This window comes from Flavihumibacter fluminis, assembly GCF_021491375.1.
Classification (GTDB): Bacteria; Bacteroidota; Bacteroidia; order Chitinophagales; family Chitinophagaceae; genus Flavihumibacter; species Flavihumibacter fluminis.
The window spans coordinates 265,407-284,681 of the sequence record NZ_JAKEVY010000005.1; the positions used below are offsets into that span (position 1 = coordinate 265,407).

Consider the following 19,275-nt stretch of genomic DNA (forward strand, 5'->3'; position numbering starts at 1 on the left):
GAAGAAAACAATCCTAACCCAATTGAAGGCAGTAAACGATAGTTGAGGCAGTAGGTCAACTTGTAATCATCAAAAAAAATCAAATCGGTATGAGAAAGAAAATTGTATTGGCTGTAATCAGCTCCCTTTTTATGGGTCTCTATTCACAGGCCCAGGTGGTGATCAAACCCGCCATTGGTATTAACGCTACGGATTTCTCCAAGGATCCGGGTACAGGTGAATTTAAAGGCCGTGTTGGTTACCAGATTGGCGGCTCAGTTGCTATCGGTAAAAAAGTGTATTTCGAGCCTGGTATCTTTTACGTAAAAAAAACCACTGAGTTTGTAGACGAAAACACATCCGGACTGGAAGACCAGGATTTCAATATCAGCGGTATTCGCGTACCCCTGACTGTTGGGTTTAATTTACTGGGCAATGCTGGTTCTCCGGTTAGCCTAAGAGGATTTGGTGGGGTATCGGCTTTTTTCCTCGCAGATATCAAGGACCTGGATAAAGATGATTTCAATACTGCCAGCTGGGGAACTTACCTCGGACTCGGTGTTGATTTCTCCATTCTTTTCGTGGAAGCTTCCTATGAATGGTCACTCACCAATGTTCAAAAAAATATCGAAACAATTGATATAGGTAAATCACGCTCCCTTTTTGCACATGCAGGGGTTCGGATTCCCATCGGTACTAAATAATAAGTGGATTTTGTTCAAAATGGGCAACTGTTCTTCGGAGCAGTTGCCTATTTTAGTTTGTCTCAATTCCCTTATTAACTTCTTGCCATGCGAATCCCTTTCAGCCTATCGTTTTTGCTCCTGGTGAGCATCTCCCTGTTTGCACAGGACAGCAGCAAACTGGAACTCTGGTACAAACAACCCGCTGCCAACTGGAATGAAGCCCTGCCGGTAGGTAATGGTCGCCTCGGTGCGATGGTCTTTGGAAATCCGGTACGCGAGCGCATCCAGCTCAACGAAGAGAGCTTATGGGCTGGCAGTCCGGTTGAAGCCAACGCCGATGCAGCAGCGCATCTGCCACAACTCCGGAAATTGCTGCTGGATGATTCTATTCAACAGGCTATGGATCTCGCAGAGAAAACCCTTCGGAGTAAACCCATGCGGATCAGATCCTACCAGTCGCTGGGTGATCTTTTTATCGACTATTTCCCTACTTCAGATGCCCGGCCCAAACTGGAAAACTATGTGCGCAAGCTCGACCTGGAAACCGGTATCGCAAGCAGTTCCTATACCATTGAGGGCGTACGGTATCATTCCGAAGTGTTTGCTTCTGCTCCTGCCAATTGCATCGTGATTCGCATTCGCACAGAACAACCCAATGCCTTGCATGCAAGAGTATCCCTCAGCCGCGAACAGGATGCTATGGTAGTACCCGATGGTGAAAAAGGCCTCTTACTACAGGGACAAATCCTCGACCTGCCCGATGAAGATGCTGGTCCGGATGGTCTGCACATGAAATTTGCTGCCAAACTAACTGCCATGCATAGTGGTGGTTCCGTTCAGGCAGTGAACAATAGTTTATATGTGAAAGGAGTTTCTGAATTGGTTTTATATCTCACAGCAGCCACCAACTATAATTTGCAACTGCTGGATATGGATCCGGCTATCAATCCAACTCAGCGTTGCGATGAGATCCTGAAAGCATTGCCTGCTTCCTTTGAGGGGATCAAGGCAGCACATGTTGAAGATCATGCCAGTTTCTTCAATCGGGTTGCGTTGAAAATTGGTTCCTCCGCAGCGCGACTAACACCCACGGATGAACGAATTAAAAAAGTCAAAGCCGGAGGGGAGGATATTGATCTCGCAGTGCTTCAATTTCAATATGGACGTTACCTTCTGATGGGCTCATCGCGCAAGCCTGGTGTACTGCCTGCCAACCTGCAGGGCATTTGGTGTAAGGATATGAATGCTCCTTGGAATTCCGATTTTCATACCAATATCAATATCCAGATGAACTACTGGCCGGTCGAATCAGCCAATCTTTCTGAAGCCTTTTTACCCCTGTCTGATTTTGTGGATCTGTTACGCAAACCGGGCAGGGTTACGGCATCGAAAACATTTGGGTCCCGCGGCTGGACAGTCAATCATCTCACCAATCCATTCGGTAGAACTGCCATTGCGGATGGCGTGAGCTGGGGCACTTATCCCATTGCAGGTTCCTGGTTGTCCCTGCATTTATGGGAACATTTTTTGTTCACCAGGGATACCGCGTATCTCAGAGAGAATGCCTGGCCCGTGATGAAAGAATCCGCCGAATTCATGCAGGGATTTTTAATCAAAGACAAACAGGGCTATTGGGTTACGGCTCCTTCCACCTCTCCTGAAAACGCCTTCAAACTGCCCAATGGAAAAGTATTCGGCCTCACGTATGGTGCTACCATGGATATTCAAATCACCCGGGCATTGTTTGAAGCCTGCCGCACTGCTTCCTCCATTTTAAAAACCGATAAGAAATTTGCCCGTGCATTGGCAGCCATTGAAAAAGAACTGCCACCGGTTCGCGTGAGTAAACGCTATGGCATTGTGCAGGAATGGATTCATGATTACGAAGAATCAGAGCCCGGTCACCGGCATATGAGCCAGCTGTTTGGCCTGTATCCTGCCAACCAGATCAACCGCCAGCATCCTGAACTCTTTGCAGCAGCCCGCAGAACCATTGAACGCCGGCTCGAATATGCCAAAGGAGGAACAGGTTCCTATACCGGCTGGAGTAAATCCTGGATCATCAACTTTTATGCGCGACTCTTTGATGGAGATAAAGCCTGGAGTAACCTGCAGGATATGCAGCGATACCTGACCCTGCCGAATTTATTTGATGATCATCCGCCTTTTCAGATTGATGGCAATTTTGGACTCACCGCAGGTATGGCGGAAATGCTGCTGCAATCACATACGGATACCCTGCAACTCCTGCCAGCATTGCCTGCTGCCTGGCCCAACGGCTCGGTAAAGGGATTGAAAGCAAGAGGTAACCTGATTGTTGATATGGAATGGAAGAATGGCCGGCTGGTGGAACTGCGACTCCAGGCGGGTGCAGCCTACACTGGGGTGGTGGAAGTTGCGGGCAAAACGAAAAAGCTAAAATTGAAAAAAGGGGAGCAGCTGCAGTGGCGGCCATAGTTTTCGGCAGGAAGGTTAAAATTTAGGAAGTCTTTCTCCGGCGGCCTATTGCTTAATGCCTCAACTTTGAGGCAGTAACTATTGACGCATGAAGTACCTGATTTTAGCTGTTAGCTGTTTGGCGATTGGTGGTCTGAAAGCCCAGCAACCCGCCTATAAAAATGCTGCCCTGCCCGTGGAGCAGCGCGTGGAGGATCTGTTGAAACGCATGACGCCGGAAGAGAAATTCTGGCAGTGTTTCATGATTCCCGGTGAGATTAAACCCGGTGATGAAGCCAAATACAAAGCTGGCATTTTCGGTTTTCAGGTGAGCGCCGAGAGTAAGGGGGGAGAAGCTGCCCAGCAATTGCTGCAATACAATGCCAAAGAAGATGCCGTGAGCCTGGCCAGGAAGATCAATGGCATTCAAAAATACTTTACGGAGCAGTCCCGGCTGGGCATTCCCATCATTGCCTTTGATGAGGCCCTGCATGGATTGGTTCGTTCGGGTGCAACTGCCTTCCCCCAGGCTATTGCATTGTCTTCCACCTGGGATACCAGCCTGATGTCCAAAGTGGCCAATGCCATCGCGCTGGAAACCAAACTGCGTGGCATCCGCCAGATTTTATCTCCGGTGATCAACCTCGCCCATGATGTGCGCTGGGGCCGAACTGAAGAAACCTATGGCGAAGATCCTTTCCTGAGTGCTGTTATGGGGGTGAGTTTTATCGGTGCGTTTGAACGCATGGGTGTAGTTACTTCGCCCAAGCATTTTGCCTTTAATGTAGGGGCAGGTGGACGTGATAGTTATCCCATCGATTTCAGTCAGCAGTTTTTACTCGAAACCGAATTAATTCCTTTTAAAGCAGTATTTGAAAAAGCAGGTGCCCGCTCGGTGATGACAGCCTATAATTCCATCAACGGACAGGCTGCTACTGCGAATAACTGGCTCCTGAACGATCTGCTGAAAAAGCAGTGGGGCTTCAAGGGATTTGTGATCTCCGATGCTGGTGCAGTAGGTGGTGCATTGGTGCTGCATAAAACAGCCAAAGATTATCCGGAGTCTTCCCAGCAGGCAATCAGCAATGGACTCGATGTGATCTTTCAAACCGATTACGCACATCATCCTTTGTTTATGCCGCCTTTTGTGGATGGCCGCATTCCGCAAACTCGCATAGACGATGCTGTTAGACGCATTCTGCGCATCAAATTTGAATTGGGCTTATTTGAAAATCCCTATGTAGATGAAACCGCAATTGAAACCCTGATTGATATCGCTGCGCATAAAAAGCTGGCAGAAGAGGCTGCTGCGAAAAGTTTTGTTCTCCTTAAGAATGAGAAGCTGCTTCCCTTGCGCAGACAACCTGCTTCCATCGCCCTAATTGGCACCGATGCCGCAGAAGGCAGATTGGGAGGATATAGCGGTCCGGGTAATGGAATCATCTCTATCAAAACTGCGCTTGAACAAAAATGGACCGGCACTAAAATCAATTACGCAGAAGGTTATGAGCGCATGGGAGCTGAGTTTGTTACGATTCCGGCTGCTCACTTGTTCCATACCAGCAAGGGGAAATCAGTACCCGGCTTATTGGGTGAGTATTTTGACCAGGCTGCTATTTCCGGAACGCCGAAATTAACCCGCATTGATAAGCAGGTTCAGTTCAAATGGACCCTCTACGCACCGGATCCGGCTTTGCGGAATGATTTTTATGCCGTACGCTGGACAGGTGAAGTATTGGCTCCTGAAACAGGAACCTTTAAAATAGGATTGGAAGGCAATGATGGTTTTCGGTTGTACATCAACGGTAAACTGGTAGTTGATCATTGGAGCAAGCAGAGTTTTTCATTGCGTACTGCCGATGTTCAATTAGAAAAAGGCAAACGGTACCCAATTAAAATTGAATTCCGTGAACCCGTTGGCAATGCTGCGATCCGACTGGTGTGGAATGCAGGTCATCCTTTTAACTGGCAGGAAAAAATAGCAGCCGCAGTAGAAGCAGCGCAACAATCAGACGTTGCAGTTATAGTTGCGGGTATCCATGAGGGTGAGTTCCAGGACCGGGCATATCTCAGTCTGCCTGGTCACCAGGAAGAGCTGATCCAGGCAGTAGCTGCTACCGGCAAACGGGTAATGGTGCTGCTGGTTGGCGGGAGTGCCATCACCATGAAGAACTGGATGCATAAAGTAGAAGCCATCGCGCAAATCTGGTATCCGGGTGAGCAGGGCGGATTAGCAGTTGCGGATTTATTAAGTGGTCGTATTAATCCTGCGGGCAGATTACCGATTACCTTCCCGGTGCATGAAGCACAATTGCCGTTGACCTATTATCATAAGCCAACCGGCAGGGGAGATGATTATCACAACCTGAGTGGTGAACCACTGTTCCCTTTTGGTTATGGCCTGAGTTATACGGAATTCAAATACAGCAATCTTCGGGTACTCACGCCCACAATCGGAAGCAAGGACACCGCGGTGATCCAATGTGTGGTTACCAATGTGGGACCTGTTGCAGGAGAAGAAGTGGTGCAGTTGTACATCCGGGATGAGTTGGCTTCCCTGGCCCGACCTATTATGCAATTGAAAGGCTTTGAACGCATATCCCTCCTGAAAGGGGAGAGTCGCACAGTGAAGTTCCGCCTGCCTGCATCCGAATTGGCTTTCCTGAACCAGCAATTGGAAACGGTGCTGGAACCTGGAAGCTTCCGGATTATGATTGGTGCTTCTTCTCGCGATATCCGGCTGAAAGCTGATCTGGAGCTTAAGTAAACTTAGAGTACCAGTATCACTGCACTCAGTGGAGGCACCGTGATTTTTACCTGCTCATACACCGGGTGAGATCTTGCTTTCAATTGTACATAGTTGGAGGGGCCACCTGCTGCCAGGGAAGGGCCTTCTCCATTTACCAGCACTTTGCGGGAGAACTCCCCATTATCGTTGCTGCCTTCCAGCTGGTAATAGTAAAGTCGCTTGCCGAAATTCAGATTATTGGCCTTGATCTGTACCGTCACGGCTTTGTCGGAGGTATTGATCAAGGTTAGATTCGCTTCGCCGGATGTATACGTGGATGCATAGGCTTTGATGGCTGTACTTCCGGTTACCTGGGCAGGCACCAACCGGTCTCCAATCAAACGTGAATAATAATACATGTAGTAGAAAGAGGGTCGTGGTGTCCATTTGGGAATTCCGGGTTCATTGCCATCACTGAATAACCCATGATCATTACCATTCTCCCAGGCATTGAATAAGTCCCAACGAAGTGCCATTCCATACTGATTCACCAGCGACTCACTCATCACTGCCAGTGCAAACAAACCACTCACATTGGATACCTGTTGCTTGGAATCCTTCGCCCACATATTCCATTCCGTTAGTGCTACCGGTAATACAGGCGCCCCATAGGTTTGCATTTCTTTTTTGATATGCTGCATCATTTTCGCAGGTACAGTCAAGCCTGCATTCATCACTACTGAAGAAGTAGAGTTCTCATTATAGGGCGTGAAATAATTGTGAACGATGTAAAAATCCGCAGCAGCTTTTAGATTTTTTAATACTCCTTCATTCCAGGTCTTGGTGGTATTGGTCATCCAGGCTTCTGTTGGTGCATCGTAAAGTGTGGCTCCAATAAATATCTCCTGCCCGATTTCCGCAGCCGCTTTTTTCATTGAATCCACAAATACCTGTACGTGTTGCGCATACAATTCACCGGTCACATATTCCGGTTGCCCATCTTTGTTTTTAGATACATCTATCCGATAACCTGCTTCCCAATCGCCATAGGTTTCATTACCGATCTCCCAGTACTTTGTTCTGCCTTTGTCATAACGCACCCAGTCTGCTGCGAGATGAGCTGCAGCAGCCACAGGATCCGCACTTGTTCCATAACGCGCATAACCATAGTTGACAGTCAACACTCCAATGCTTCCGGACTGTTTCAAAACTTCATAATACTGATCCAATGAGGCAGTCCAGCTTTCATTGATTTTGCCATACCAGTAACCGCCATCTATTAGTTGCCCAACTGCATTCATGATTTGCGCCGGTACATCTGCAGGTAATCCTCCGCGTTCTGCATTCCAGAAGTAAATATCACTTCCGCTTCCTGCAGGGAACCGGATGAACCCCGGTTGAAGTGCTTTAATATGTTGCATGAACAATGGTTCCCCTACCATATTGGTCATCCAGGTATTGGCATTATGTCCCCATACCGTTGGAGGAATTTTGGTAATGATCTTACTGGCATCAATGGTTACAGTTGCTGTAGCCGATGCCTGCGCTGGTGTTACTTCTATATAAGCCGGCGCTGTAAAACTTCGTGGCTTCCAGTGTTGCTCAAAGAAGCCAATGGTTGCTGCCAATGGCGGATCAGCTACCGGTACCACAGGTGTTACAACGGGGCCACCTGTACCCGGACCAGGTTCGAGCTCCGGATCAGGGTCTTTGGTTTTGCTGCAACCCACTACATTACCTGTTACTAACAGTACTATACAAACGAAATAAAACACTTTCATAATTGGCTATTAAAAAGGGACCCTGCTTCCCAATGGTTTAGCATTGTGAGAGGGCCCCTGTGCTTGCATATAACACGAGTTGATGCTGCTCTTATCTCAACCCAACATGATCCATGTAAACGGTGCCTGTCCAGTCGAAATTCTGGAAGGTCAGTTCACTGATACTTGCGGGGTTACCTAGATTCGCCTTGGTTAATTTGTATTCCACCCATTTCCCTTCTTCCAATGTGATGGTATAAGCAGGATTGCCTCCCGCGATCACATTGATACGTTTGCCATCGGTACCCGGAGTTCCGAAGATGGCAAAAGTGATCTCCGAATAATTTGCCAGCGACACGGTATTATTGGCAAATTTCAATGCACCCCACTGTCCGGTATAATTCACTTTGATAGCTGCATCGCCATCACGGATATTATCCTTATTGGCAAAATCTACATTCGTACTCCAGCCCCAGTTCTGCCAGTTGTTCTCTAAGGCATCTTTGTAAAACACATAACTCAAGGCCGACAGGGGAGGAAGATCGCCTACAAACAATACGGCTTCTTCCGACTCCACTACCACATCAGAGAAAGCAACCAAGCTGATGGTGCCCCGGTTCGCAGTTGCCGGTATTACCAGTTTGATTTGTGTTTCCGACTGGCTTACAAAACTGGTGATGGGTTCTGTCATTCCTTTAAACAATACCCCTTTTACGAGATCGAGATCTGTTCCTGTTATGGTGAACTCTTTTTCTCTTTCTGCAGGAGAAGGATCAAATCCGGTTACTGCCGGTAACACAATTTCAAGTGGTTCTTCTGTTTCAACTGTCATTGGCTCTGTACCTTCTACGGATAGTGCAATTTCACCTGTCTGTGCTTCCATCGGAACTGTTACTACCAGTTCATTCACTGATTTACTTACAAACTCGGTTACCACGATATCCTTATTAAAGCGGATCTCGGTTACCCAGTTCAGGAACTTACCCTGGATGGTCAGGTTTTGTCCCGGTTTTACTTTTGGTGTAAACCCGGTAATTGCTAAGGGCACTTCGAGGTTCAGGGCAGATACCGATTCAATCTCTCCCTGGTCTGTAATTAATATTACTTTTCCGGATTCTACTGTCTCCGGTAATACCAGTACAATGCTTTCTGCATCCTGCGATTTGAATCCTGCTTTCTCTACCCTTGCTCCCACAAACTGGATGGCAGTCACTCTGTGCAGGTTGTTTCCAATGAAGTGAATGTCTTCGCCATGCTGAATGCCAGATGGACCAAAACTCAATAACTGTACTAATCCGTTATTGGTATCATCTTCTTTATCGCAACCGGCAAGTGCCAGAACACCAAAGCAGGCCAGCCATAAGAAGAGTTGTTGTATTTTATTGATTGCTTTCATTTCTCAGTGTTTATTTTTCCAATACTTTGGGTACCACTCTGAAATTATCAAAGGCGATATCACAGTCCAGGTCACCCGGACCATGAAACAGTAACCTGGTGTAATAACCAGCCGGACTTACACTCAGACTGCCTCCATAACTGGCCGCGATTTCTTCAAAGGGAATTACTACTGTTTGCCATTGGCCCCTGGTATCTATGGGTGGCTTCCACTGGTATTGATCATTATTGAAGGCTGTTAATCCCAGGTTCAGCTTGATCATATTGTTGTTATAGGGCTTGAGTGTATTCACTTCAAACTTCAGATTGTAGTCTTCCGGTTTCAGGATAGCCTCATCCGGAATATTCTTGCTGATGGGGCCCATCGCATCGGGCGGACCGCCAGCTGCTTCCAGCCAGTTCCAGGCTCCGATAGCACGTGTTACCCGGATATAATTTCCATTGATGGAAGCAGGATCAGCCGGACCCGGATTGCTTACTACGAAGGAGGCATTCCACCAACCGGTGAAGGGATCACTGCTGATGAAAATATTGCGGTTGTCGCGGAACCAGAAATCAGAAACAGTCTCACCGAAATTGGTGGTAACAGTAATAGGACCTGGTTGTGCACCTTCGGGTATCCGTACCTGTAAGATCTTGTCATCCACTTCCACCAATTCCCCATTGACGCCGCCTGCAAACTTTACAGTTAGGGGTGGATAGAAGAAATCTCCGCGAATGGTGGCTACTCCTCCAGTTAATACATACTCACAATCCATGCTGCCGACAATTGGTTCACTGATCTGCACTTCAAATTCATGCATCAGTTCAAAGCCATTTGCAAACACCAATTTCATCGTATTGGTAATCTCCAATGGTATTTCATTGGGAACACTTACCAGGATACTGGTATTGGTAATATAGGTGGGGGTCAATACAGCCCGTTGGTCGTTGAACCAGATCTGTCTTGCATTTTGCAGATTTTCACCAACGATGGCAATCAGATTGCCCTGGAATGCACCTACCAGTAAGGAGTCTGCTGATGCAGGGTCTGTAATCCGCACATAACGAATCCTGGGTATTCCATTATTGGGTGCATCATCGTCCTTGGAACAGGCAGTAAACAGGCCCATTACCAGGGAGAAGAATAATATACTGTATGTTAATTTGAATAGTTTCATATGCCTTGTTTTTACGCTCACAGAATGCTGTTGGATTAATAATCAACCGGTGGTTTGTTCAGGTTAGGCGCCTGGCTCAACTCAGCCGCAGGAATCGGTAAGAGGAAGTTTCCGCTGTTCGCATTGATGGTGCGATCCTGTGTTGCCCAGGGTGTTTTGGTAAATGTCCAGTTCGTTGGATCAGGGAATTTATCCGGTTGTGTAAAGAACAAACCACGGTCCTGTGAATTCAGGATCTCATAAGCCTTGGTCGGGTTCCAGTAATGCAGGCTTACTAGGTCATACCAGGCCATTCCTTCCATCGCGAATTCAATGAAGCGTTCTTTCTGTATAACGTCAATGGTTAGTTCCTCTTCATATTCCGGCAATCCCGATCTTGTATGTACCGCATTGAAATAGGCCATTGCCTTTGCATCTGATGTGCTTGCCTGGTTGCCCAATTCTGCTTCTGCATAAATCAGATATACTTCTGCCAGTCGCATCATGTAAGTATCATACTCATAATACTGCTGTGCAGCTTTGCCATCCATGTCCTCTGCTTTTCCGCATACGTACTTTTTAATCGAGAGGAAATTGTTATCAGATCCGGTAAAAGGGAATACTAGTTCCTGCTTGCCTCCCGGTATGGACTGTGTAATTTCAGGATAATGAAATCCCGGTAGCATGAAGGTTGCTTTCAAGCGCTGATCCAGTGTACGTCCCTGTAATCCTCCACTGGGTGTAGCAGTGATGCCATCATACAGAGATATCATCCACCAGGTAGCGCCTTTATCACCTCCCCAGCCATCACCGTTTGCAATATCCGCACTATAAGCCAGGTAAGCCGGAGTTGAATTCTGTGATCCCCAGGCTCCGGGAGAATAAGCCCATTGCAGGGAGAAAATGGATTCCGAATTGTTATCGTAAGGATACTTGAACAGGTCCGCATAATTGCTTAGCAACCTATATGGGCTTTGAGTAATCACGCGCTCTGCATAATATTTTGCACTGTCCAGGAATTGCTGGTTACGCTGACCATTTCCCTCTGCGCTTACTCCCGCCCTGGTGAGATAAAATCTTGCGAGCATGGCTTCAGCAGCCCATTTGTTCAATCGTCCCGGGCGCATGGAAGTCAATGGCAGATCTTCCACCACTGCTCTCATTTCATTGGTGATAAACCTCCATACACTGCTCACTGTATTTCTTGTAATGGAGGTATCAGACAACAGCGCCAGGTTGTTTTCAATAATCGGTACCGCACCCCAGTTCATCACCAGGAAACGATAGGCCAGTGCGCGCATATAACGTGCTTCTGCAATCGCCATCTTTTTTACTTCCGGAGATACACCTGCACCTGCGTAACGGTTGATGTTTTCAATCGCAAGGTTGGATTGTCCTACTACAATAAAGAAGGAGCGCCAGGCGGTTCCATTCTCAGGTGTGTTACCTGTTGTGTTGAACAATACGTTGCCGCGATCATTCCAGGCGGAATAAGCTGTGCCCGCACGAAAATCGCCCAGGTTATAGGATGCTTTATCATTGTAATCAAACCATACCCGGCTGTACAGCAGTGATGTGGCTGCAAGTACCTGCTCATCGGTCTGGTAAAAACTTCCATCCACAATGGCATCGGTTGGCGGTCGCTCAAGGAAATCCTTGCTGCAGGCGCTCAATCCAACTACCAGCATCAGTAGAAAACTATATAGTACAAAATGAATTCTTTTCATGGCAAATAATTTTAAAAGTCAAGACCAATAGTGAATGCATACACCGGTGTCAAGGGATAGCGACCAAAATCCAGTCCGATTGCCTGGTTGGCTGCACTTGCATCCCTTCCTACATAGGCACCTACTTCAGGATCCAGTCCGCTGTAGTTGGTCAGCGTGAAAATATTCTGACCACTGATCGACATTCTGGCTCCTTTTACAATACGCTGTTTGGCGATCAGGTTTACCGGCAGATTGTAGGTTAGCGTTACGTTTTTGAGGCGGATAAAAGATCCGTCTTCCACCCATTTGCTGGTGGGACGTGCATGGTTGTTATTAGGTCCATAACTGATTCTCGGAACATCCGTACCAGGATTCTCCAATATCACTTTACCACTATTATCTGTATGTGGTTTTGCATAATCCATCACGCCAACCAGCAGGTTGCGGCTCAGGTTGATATTGTTCGGATTGGAGTTAACCTTCGCGATATAATTATAGATATCATTTCCGTAAGTGGCAGTAATCAGGATGCTCAGATCAAATCCCTTGTAAGAGAAACTGTTGGTAAAGCCGGCGAACAATTTCGGCCAGGGATTACCGATAGTAGTCTGATCTTTCTCATCAATGATGCCATCGCCATTGATATCTTTGAATTTGATATCACCTACCCAGAGGCCATTTGCCTGGTCAATCGGCAGCCGGTTGCCATTGTTGTCTACTGGAACCGGACTGTTTTCGATTTCTTCTATACTTCCGAAAATACCTTCTTCCACATATCCGCGGAATAGCCAGGGTGCCTGTCCAACTGCAGAACGCTGTGTCCAGTCTTCCAGCCACCAGGAGGTACGATCGATGAAAGCAGTTTCAGAATAGAATTTCTTAATCTTTGTTTTGAAACTGGAGAGGTTCAGGTTCGATTCCCAACGCAGTTTCTTGTTGTTGATATTAACAGTATTGATTGTGAGGCCCCAACCTTTGTTCTGTAATGTTCCGATGTTCACCTGTGGTGATCCTACTGAACCCGTACCATTGGTTCCCATGTACCAGGGAAGTGGATTGTCGAGCAGCAGATTGTCTGTATTCTTCACATAATAATCGAATTCGATATTGATGCGGTTTTGCGCCATCCCGATATTCAGACCGATATTGTTGGTCCTGGTTTCTTCCCATTTCAAACCTGGATTGCTGTACCTGCTTGGCAAAAAGCCGGTTCCGGTTGGCGTGGGTGATGTTGCCATGGGAGAGTAGATATATCCACTTCCGCCCTGGTTACCTGTAGTACCGGTTTCCAGTCGCAGTTTCAATTCACTGATAAAGCCTGATTTGAAAAACTTCTCCTGCGAAATTCGCCAGGCAGCTGAAACAGAGGGGAAGGTTCCCCACTTGTTCTCCGGACCGAAATTGCCAGAACCATCGCGACGAATGGTACCTACTAAAATATAGCGGTTATCATAGTTGTAATTCAGACGACCGAAATAAGATTCCATCGCCCAGTCGCCGGATCCACCAGAGTTGGTTGCAGTTAAGGGATCACCTGCATTCAGATCAAGGATATCATTGGTCAGGAAACCGGTACGTACAGCACCTGTATTTTTCCAGTTGGATTCCTGCGCTTCATGACTAACCATGATGCCTAGTTGATGATTTCCAAATTGTTTGTTGTATTCCAGCATCTGGTTCCAGTTCCAATAAGTATTGGTACTATTGCCCTGGCTCAGACTGGCGCGATCATTCACAGCCCATCCTATCCGGTAAGCCGGCTGGTAATAATCGGAATTACCAAAACCGAGGTTGGTATTGAAGGATGTTCTGAACTGAAGGTCTTTGGTTAATTTGATGCCCACATTCAGGCTTCCCAATATCTGGCGACGAACAAATTTGTTGGTAGTCAGGGTTGCTATCGCGATGGGGTTCACAGGCGCGAACTGATTCGCACCATTGGTTTCATCCCCGCCACCCCAGCTGCCATCCAGGTTCTTCACCGGGATCTGTGGAGTTAATCGCAATGCATTGGCGATGATATTCTCCTGGCTGGTTGTCAGGTTTTCATTCGTCTGGTTGAAACTCAGACTTGCTCCAATAGTTGCCCATTCGCGAGGTTTGTTATCCAGGTTTAATCTGGCTGAGTATCGATCAAATCCAGAACCAAGTGCAATACCATCCTGCTTGAGATAATCTCCTGCCAGGTAGTAGGTTGTTTTTTCATTGCCACCACTCACACTCAACTGATGTTTTTGCATGGGCGCATTGCGAAACAATGCTTCCTGCCAGTCGGTTCCCTTTCCAAGCAGACTCGGGTCCAGGAATTCAGCAGGCGTTTCACCTCCCGCGATGGCATGAAACTCTTTTACCATCGTCGCATACTCACGCAGGTTCATCACATCCATTTTCTGAGGCGGACGCTGAACACTGTACTGGTAGCCATAATTGAATTTGGTATCACCGGATTTACCACGTTTTGTAGTAATCAGGATCACCCCATTGGTTGCCCGGGATCCATATACCGCGGTGGCAGAGGGGCCCTGTAATACCTGGATATTATCTATGTCATTGGGGTTGAGTCCGGCAATTGGGTTAGCCGAACTCTGTGCGCCGAAACTCACAGAAGATCCCTGGATCTGAACCCCGTCAATTACATAAAGTGGTTCATTACTTCCGTTGATGGTGTTCACCCCGCGAATGTTCACAGAGATACCACCACCTGGCTGACCTGAGTTCTGTGTGATATACACACCCGCGGCCCGACCCTGGATAGCCTGTTCCAGGGTGGTATTGATGGTGCGATCCATGTCCTTGGAGGATACCGTAGTTTGTGCACTGGTGAGGTTGGCTCTTTTGGTGGCACCATACCCGATTACCACTACTTCACTCATGTTGGCATTAGCGGTTCGCAGTGTGATGTTTAGAGTGTTGGTATTTCCGACCGGAACTTCCCGGGTTTCAAAACCAACGTAGGAAATCACCAGTACCTCACCTGTTTTGGCAGTTAACTTGAAATTTCCTTTTTCATCAGTGTTGTAACCCCGTTGGGTATTCTTGATCATGATGGTGGCTCCGGCCACAGGCAAATTATCAGTGCCGGTGATCCTGCCGGTAATAGTTCTGTCCCCTGTTTGTGCGGAGAGCGTCTGGGCCAGAAGAAGGCCAAAAAGAAAGACGCAGAGAGGAACCACCCACTTGCGTGTAGTTTTGGTTTTGTGCATAAGCAAGCTAATTGTATCGTTAAGAATGAACTAATTTATCCCCCTCTTCAAAAAAACAGGTATGCTAAACTGTTCTTTGAGGGTATCAAAATGTTCGCAACCCTCTATTTTTTGATCTTTTGTAGGGGTTGATTTGTTTAGTCGGTAGGAAAAGTACCAGGACCTGGTACAATTTTAGCTTTTCGTTCCTGCTGGTATTGTGAAGGAAGTTGTCCAAAAGCTTCTTTAAAGTAACGGGCAAAGTATTTTGGGTTGTTGAATCCAACCATATAAGCTACTTCCGTAACATTATGATTGGACTTTTCAAGCAATTGAGCAGCTCTTTTCAAACGAATCTGGCGAATGAACTCAATGGGCGTTTGTCCGGTTAATGCTAACACTTTTTTATACAGACTGGTTCTGCTCATGTAAAGTTCCTGCCGCAGGTTATCTACATTAAATTCTGCATCTCCCATGTTTTTTTCGATAATGGCCAGTGCTTTTCTGACAAACTGATCTTCTGCTTCTTCCTCCACTTCAGGTTCAGACGGATTCACTTCTACCTGTTTTTGATAGGTTTCTTTTACCACCGATTGGTAATTCAGCAGGTTTTTAATCCGTGAGAAAAGTATATCGTAATTAAAAGGTTTGGTCATGTAATCATTCGGACCGGTTTCCAGTGCCTGCAATTCTGTTTCTTCTCCTTCTAATGCAGTTAAGAGTATTACCGGAATATGACGGGTCCGGGAATCCGTCTTGATTTTCCGGCACAATTCAATACCAGAAAGGATGGGCATGCTGATATCACTCACCACCAGGTCGGGATGTGCGCTCAATACTTTTTTCCATCCCTCCATTCCCTGTACGGCTTCGATAATGTTGAAATGTTCCCGTAAACTATTTTTTAAATAGGTGCGGAAATCGTCATTATCCTCTACCAATAACAGGGTTGGTTTCTTGAACAATTGCTGACTGCTTTCCAGCACATGTGTCGGATCTGAACTTTCAAGGGTACTTGCTTTGATGGGAAGGTAAATTCGGAAGCAGCTTCCTTTGGGGTTCACTGGTTCAACCTTAATTTGTCCTCCATGCATTTCCACAAATTCCCGGGTGATCGATAAGCCAATTCCACTTCCCTGGTTTAAAATATGTTCCGGTGAGCCGGCCTGGTAAAATGGTTCGAAAATTTTATCTCGCTGATCAGCCGGTATACCAACACCATTGTCTGAAACATTGATTTCCAGCAGGGGGCCTGCTTCCCCCTTACAGGTCTTAACTTCCAGTTTTACCTGTCCACGCTCTGGCGTGAATTTGAACGCATTGGACAAGAGGTTAAAAAGAATCCGTTCCAGTTTTTCCTTGTCAAAATACATCTTAACAGGATCGGTAATCCCCTGGTACCTGTATTCAATGTGTTTGTTATTGGCCATATCATTAAACGATGCAGCCACTTCCTGGATATAAGCAATAATGTCAGACTCTGATACCTGCAATCGCTGCTGATGTTCCTGCATCTTGCGGAAATCAAGCAGTTCATTCACCATGTTCAGCAATCGTTTCGCATTGCGGTTGATCATCTCAAACTGATTGCGCATTTCTCCCGGGGCAGTTTCAGTAATCAGCTTCTGAATGGGAATGAGGATAAGTGAAATAGGTGTTCTGAACTCATGACTCACATTGGTGAAAAATCGTGTCTTCATCTGATCCAGCTCCCGGATGCGTTGTGCTTCCTGTCGCTCTATCGCTAACTGCATGCGAACCTGTTCTCTTCGGATGATCTGTTGCCGGGAGAAATATATCAGGGATGAAATCGCAATTACATACAACAGATAAGCCCAGGGAGTTTTCCAGAAGGGCGGTGCGATGGTTAGCTGTAATGCCAGCGCTTCTTCATTCCATCCGCCCTCCGCATTCGAGGTTCTTACCCTGAAGGTATAATCGCCCGGATCCAGGTTGGTGTAGGTGGCCATCCGGGTATTGCCATTGGCGATGATCCAATCCTTGTTAAACCCTTCTAACAGGTAGGCATACCTGATTTTGGCTGCATTGGAATAGCCCAGCGCTGCAAACTCGATGGTAAAATCATTCTGGTTATGCGCCAGTTTCAAATCCTTCGTTTCGGTTATAGATTGCAGTAATACATCCCGGTTATTCACTTTTTCACCCACGCTTACTGTTCTGTTGAACAATTGGAAATCGGTTAACACTACAGGAGGCTGATGCACCGGTGCTTTTAATAATTCAGGTTTGAAAAGATTGAATCCATAGGCTCCGCCAAATAGGACTTCACCCGATCTTGTTTTATATGCCGCATAGCGGTTAAACTCCCTGCCCTGCAATCCATCGTGTTCATTGTAATTCATGCAGGTGATGCTAACCGGACTTCCATTCTCTGTCAGTATCTCAATTCGGGATAAACCGGATTTGGTACTTACCCAGAGTTTTTTCTGATTGTCCTGCAGAATGTCGAGGATGGTGTTATCCGGTAATCCGTCTTTTAAACTGAAGGAGAGAAATTCAGTTTTGCCTCTTGGTAAAACATTGAGTCCGCGCAGTGTGGCAACCCAGATATTTCCATTGTGATCTTCCAGTATGTCATTTACACTGTTATAACTCAGCTTGCTGTTTTCCGCCGTATAATTGATAAATCGGCCACTCGACTTGTCCAATACATCAATTCCCCAGGAGGTTCCGATCCACAGATTGCCCCTGGAATCTTCCATCAAACTGGTAACATTATCATGATGCAGGGTATTGGGAACACTTAAATTATGGTGATAGAAAGTATTGGTCTTACGGTCCAGGCGATCCAGTCCTGCATTCAGCATACCAATCCAGAGATTCAGGTTGCTGTCTTCAAATATTGAAAATACACTATTGGCCGCCAGAGAATTCGGGTCCTGCTCATTGTGACGGTAATGCGTAAACGTTTTACCATCAAAACAGTCCATCCCGCCTTGGTAGGTTCCAATCCATAATTTATCCTGGTGATCCAGGTAGAGTGCAACAATTACATCATTGGTTAAGGAGTTTGGATTATCCGGTTGGTGGCGGAATTGCCGGAAACTGTTTTGTTGCCGGTCGTAATAAATCAGACCGCCTCCATTTGAACCAATCCAGAGATTTCCTTTTTTATCTTCTACAAAGGTGTTGATGTCTTCAAATGGCAGACTGTTCCGGTCGGCTGGCTGATGCCTCACAAGGGGAAACTGTAAACTGTTGGGATCGTAATACGAGATTCCTTTTTTATAAGTACCCAGCCAAACAATGCCATCCTTATCCGGATACACTGCATAGAGTGCATTTTCTGCGATATAACCGGGATGGCCTTCTTTGGATTTCAAAACCTGCACTGCATTTCGATCTGCATTAATAATGTTGGCTCCTCCATGATCGGTGATGATCCAGATTTGTCCCGATGCATCCTGCGCCACACCGGTTACGGTATTACTGCTGAGTGCAAGAGGAGTTGATTTTTCATGATACTGCTGAATGGAATTGCGCGCCGGATTGTAATGATAGATGCCTTCTGAGGTGTTTCGTTGATAAACCCAGATATCATCCTGCTTGTCAATGAACATGCAAAAACCCAGGGTCGCTTTGATGTTTTGCTTTTGTATGATCCGGGTAAACACCAGTGGCTTGTCCTGGTCTACATCATATTTTTCAAGCAGTCCGTTGTACCTCACCAGCCAGAGATAATTTTTGGAATCCAGTGCCGCGCAGGTAATGGGATTCGGTACTCCTTTTTCAATTCGGGTGGTGCGGATCTGTATGGGTTTTCCTGTCTCTGAAACCTTGTATACGCCTGCATCTGAGTAGATAAAATAATAATCCTGCTGCTGTTTTAGGATGGTCACCAAACCATCCACCGGCAATCCTTTTGAAAGCAGGTAGCGATCCGAACGCCGGCTAAACTTTTCTGTAAAGGGATCGTATAGGTTCCAGGTACTTTGCGTGCGAATCCAGAGTTTTCGATCCGGACCTTCCACAATCGTAGAAACATGATCATCCATGATGGTGGTGCTGTCTTCCTCGCGGTGCCGATAGGTTTTGAAGCCATAACCATCGTAGCGATTGAGTCCCGACATGGTACCAAACCACATAAATCCCCGTTCGTCTTTAAATATGCAGTTGACCTGGTTGTTGGATAAGCCGTGTGAAATATTGAGTTGCGCAAAGCGAAATTCAGTCGCCTGACCATTCATCATAAATGGCAGCAGTAATGCAACGAATAAGGCAAGCAGGCGACTCATGTCAG

The 19,275-nt window shown here is 46.6% G+C and carries 9 protein-coding genes; 3 read left to right on the forward strand and 6 right to left on the reverse strand.

The window, feature by feature from the left end; genetic code table 11:
- Nucleotides 1-89 precede the first annotated feature (89 nt).
- The 3 genes from L0U88_RS18750 (at nucleotide 90) to L0U88_RS18760 (ending at nucleotide 5,868) form a co-directional block, all read left to right on the forward strand.
- Nucleotides 90-683, forward strand: coding sequence for an outer membrane beta-barrel protein (locus L0U88_RS18750; RefSeq protein WP_234868057.1), 594 nt, complete (start codon nucleotides 90-92; stop codon nucleotides 681-683).
- 87 nt (nucleotides 684-770) lie between these two features.
- Nucleotides 771-3,122, forward strand: a complete 2,352-nt coding sequence (locus tag L0U88_RS18755; RefSeq protein WP_234868059.1) for a glycoside hydrolase family 95 protein — start codon at nucleotides 771-773, stop codon at nucleotides 3,120-3,122.
- 88 nt (nucleotides 3,123-3,210) lie between these two features.
- The gene (locus L0U88_RS18760) at nucleotides 3,211-5,868 is read left to right on the forward strand and encodes a glycoside hydrolase family 3 N-terminal domain-containing protein (RefSeq protein ID WP_234868061.1); all 2,658 of its coding nucleotides are present in this window, start codon (nucleotides 3,211-3,213) and stop codon (nucleotides 5,866-5,868) included.
- 2 nt (nucleotides 5,869-5,870) lie between these two features.
- Here L0U88_RS18760 and L0U88_RS18765 read toward each other — a convergent pair whose 3' ends face one another.
- From L0U88_RS18765 to L0U88_RS18790, 6 genes are all read right to left on the reverse strand, one after another.
- A complete protein-coding gene (locus tag L0U88_RS18765; protein WP_234868063.1) occupies nucleotides 5,871-7,610 on the reverse strand; it encodes an alpha-L-arabinofuranosidase in 1,740 nt (579 codons plus the stop codon).
- Nucleotides 7,611-7,701: 91 nt separating this feature from the next.
- Nucleotides 7,702-8,985 (reverse strand): hypothetical protein, encoded by a 1,284-nt coding sequence (locus L0U88_RS18770; protein WP_234868065.1) that lies wholly within the window; start codon nucleotides 8,983-8,985, stop codon nucleotides 7,702-7,704.
- 10 nt (nucleotides 8,986-8,995) lie between these two features.
- Nucleotides 8,996-10,144, reverse strand: a complete 1,149-nt coding sequence (locus L0U88_RS18775) for a glycan-binding surface protein (protein WP_234868067.1) — start codon at nucleotides 10,142-10,144, stop codon at nucleotides 8,996-8,998.
- 35 nt (nucleotides 10,145-10,179) lie between these two features.
- A complete protein-coding gene (locus tag L0U88_RS18780) occupies nucleotides 10,180-11,850 on the reverse strand; it encodes a RagB/SusD family nutrient uptake outer membrane protein (protein WP_234868069.1) in 1,671 nt (556 codons plus the stop codon).
- 11 nt (nucleotides 11,851-11,861) lie between these two features.
- On the reverse strand, nucleotides 11,862-15,035 hold the full coding sequence (locus tag L0U88_RS18785; protein WP_234868071.1) for a SusC/RagA family TonB-linked outer membrane protein: 3,174 nt from the start codon (nucleotides 15,033-15,035) through the stop codon (nucleotides 11,862-11,864).
- 137 nt (nucleotides 15,036-15,172) lie between these two features.
- A complete protein-coding gene (locus L0U88_RS18790; protein WP_234868073.1) occupies nucleotides 15,173-19,270 on the reverse strand; it encodes a hybrid sensor histidine kinase/response regulator transcription factor in 4,098 nt (1,365 codons plus the stop codon).
- Nucleotides 19,271-19,275: the final 5 nt, after the last annotated feature.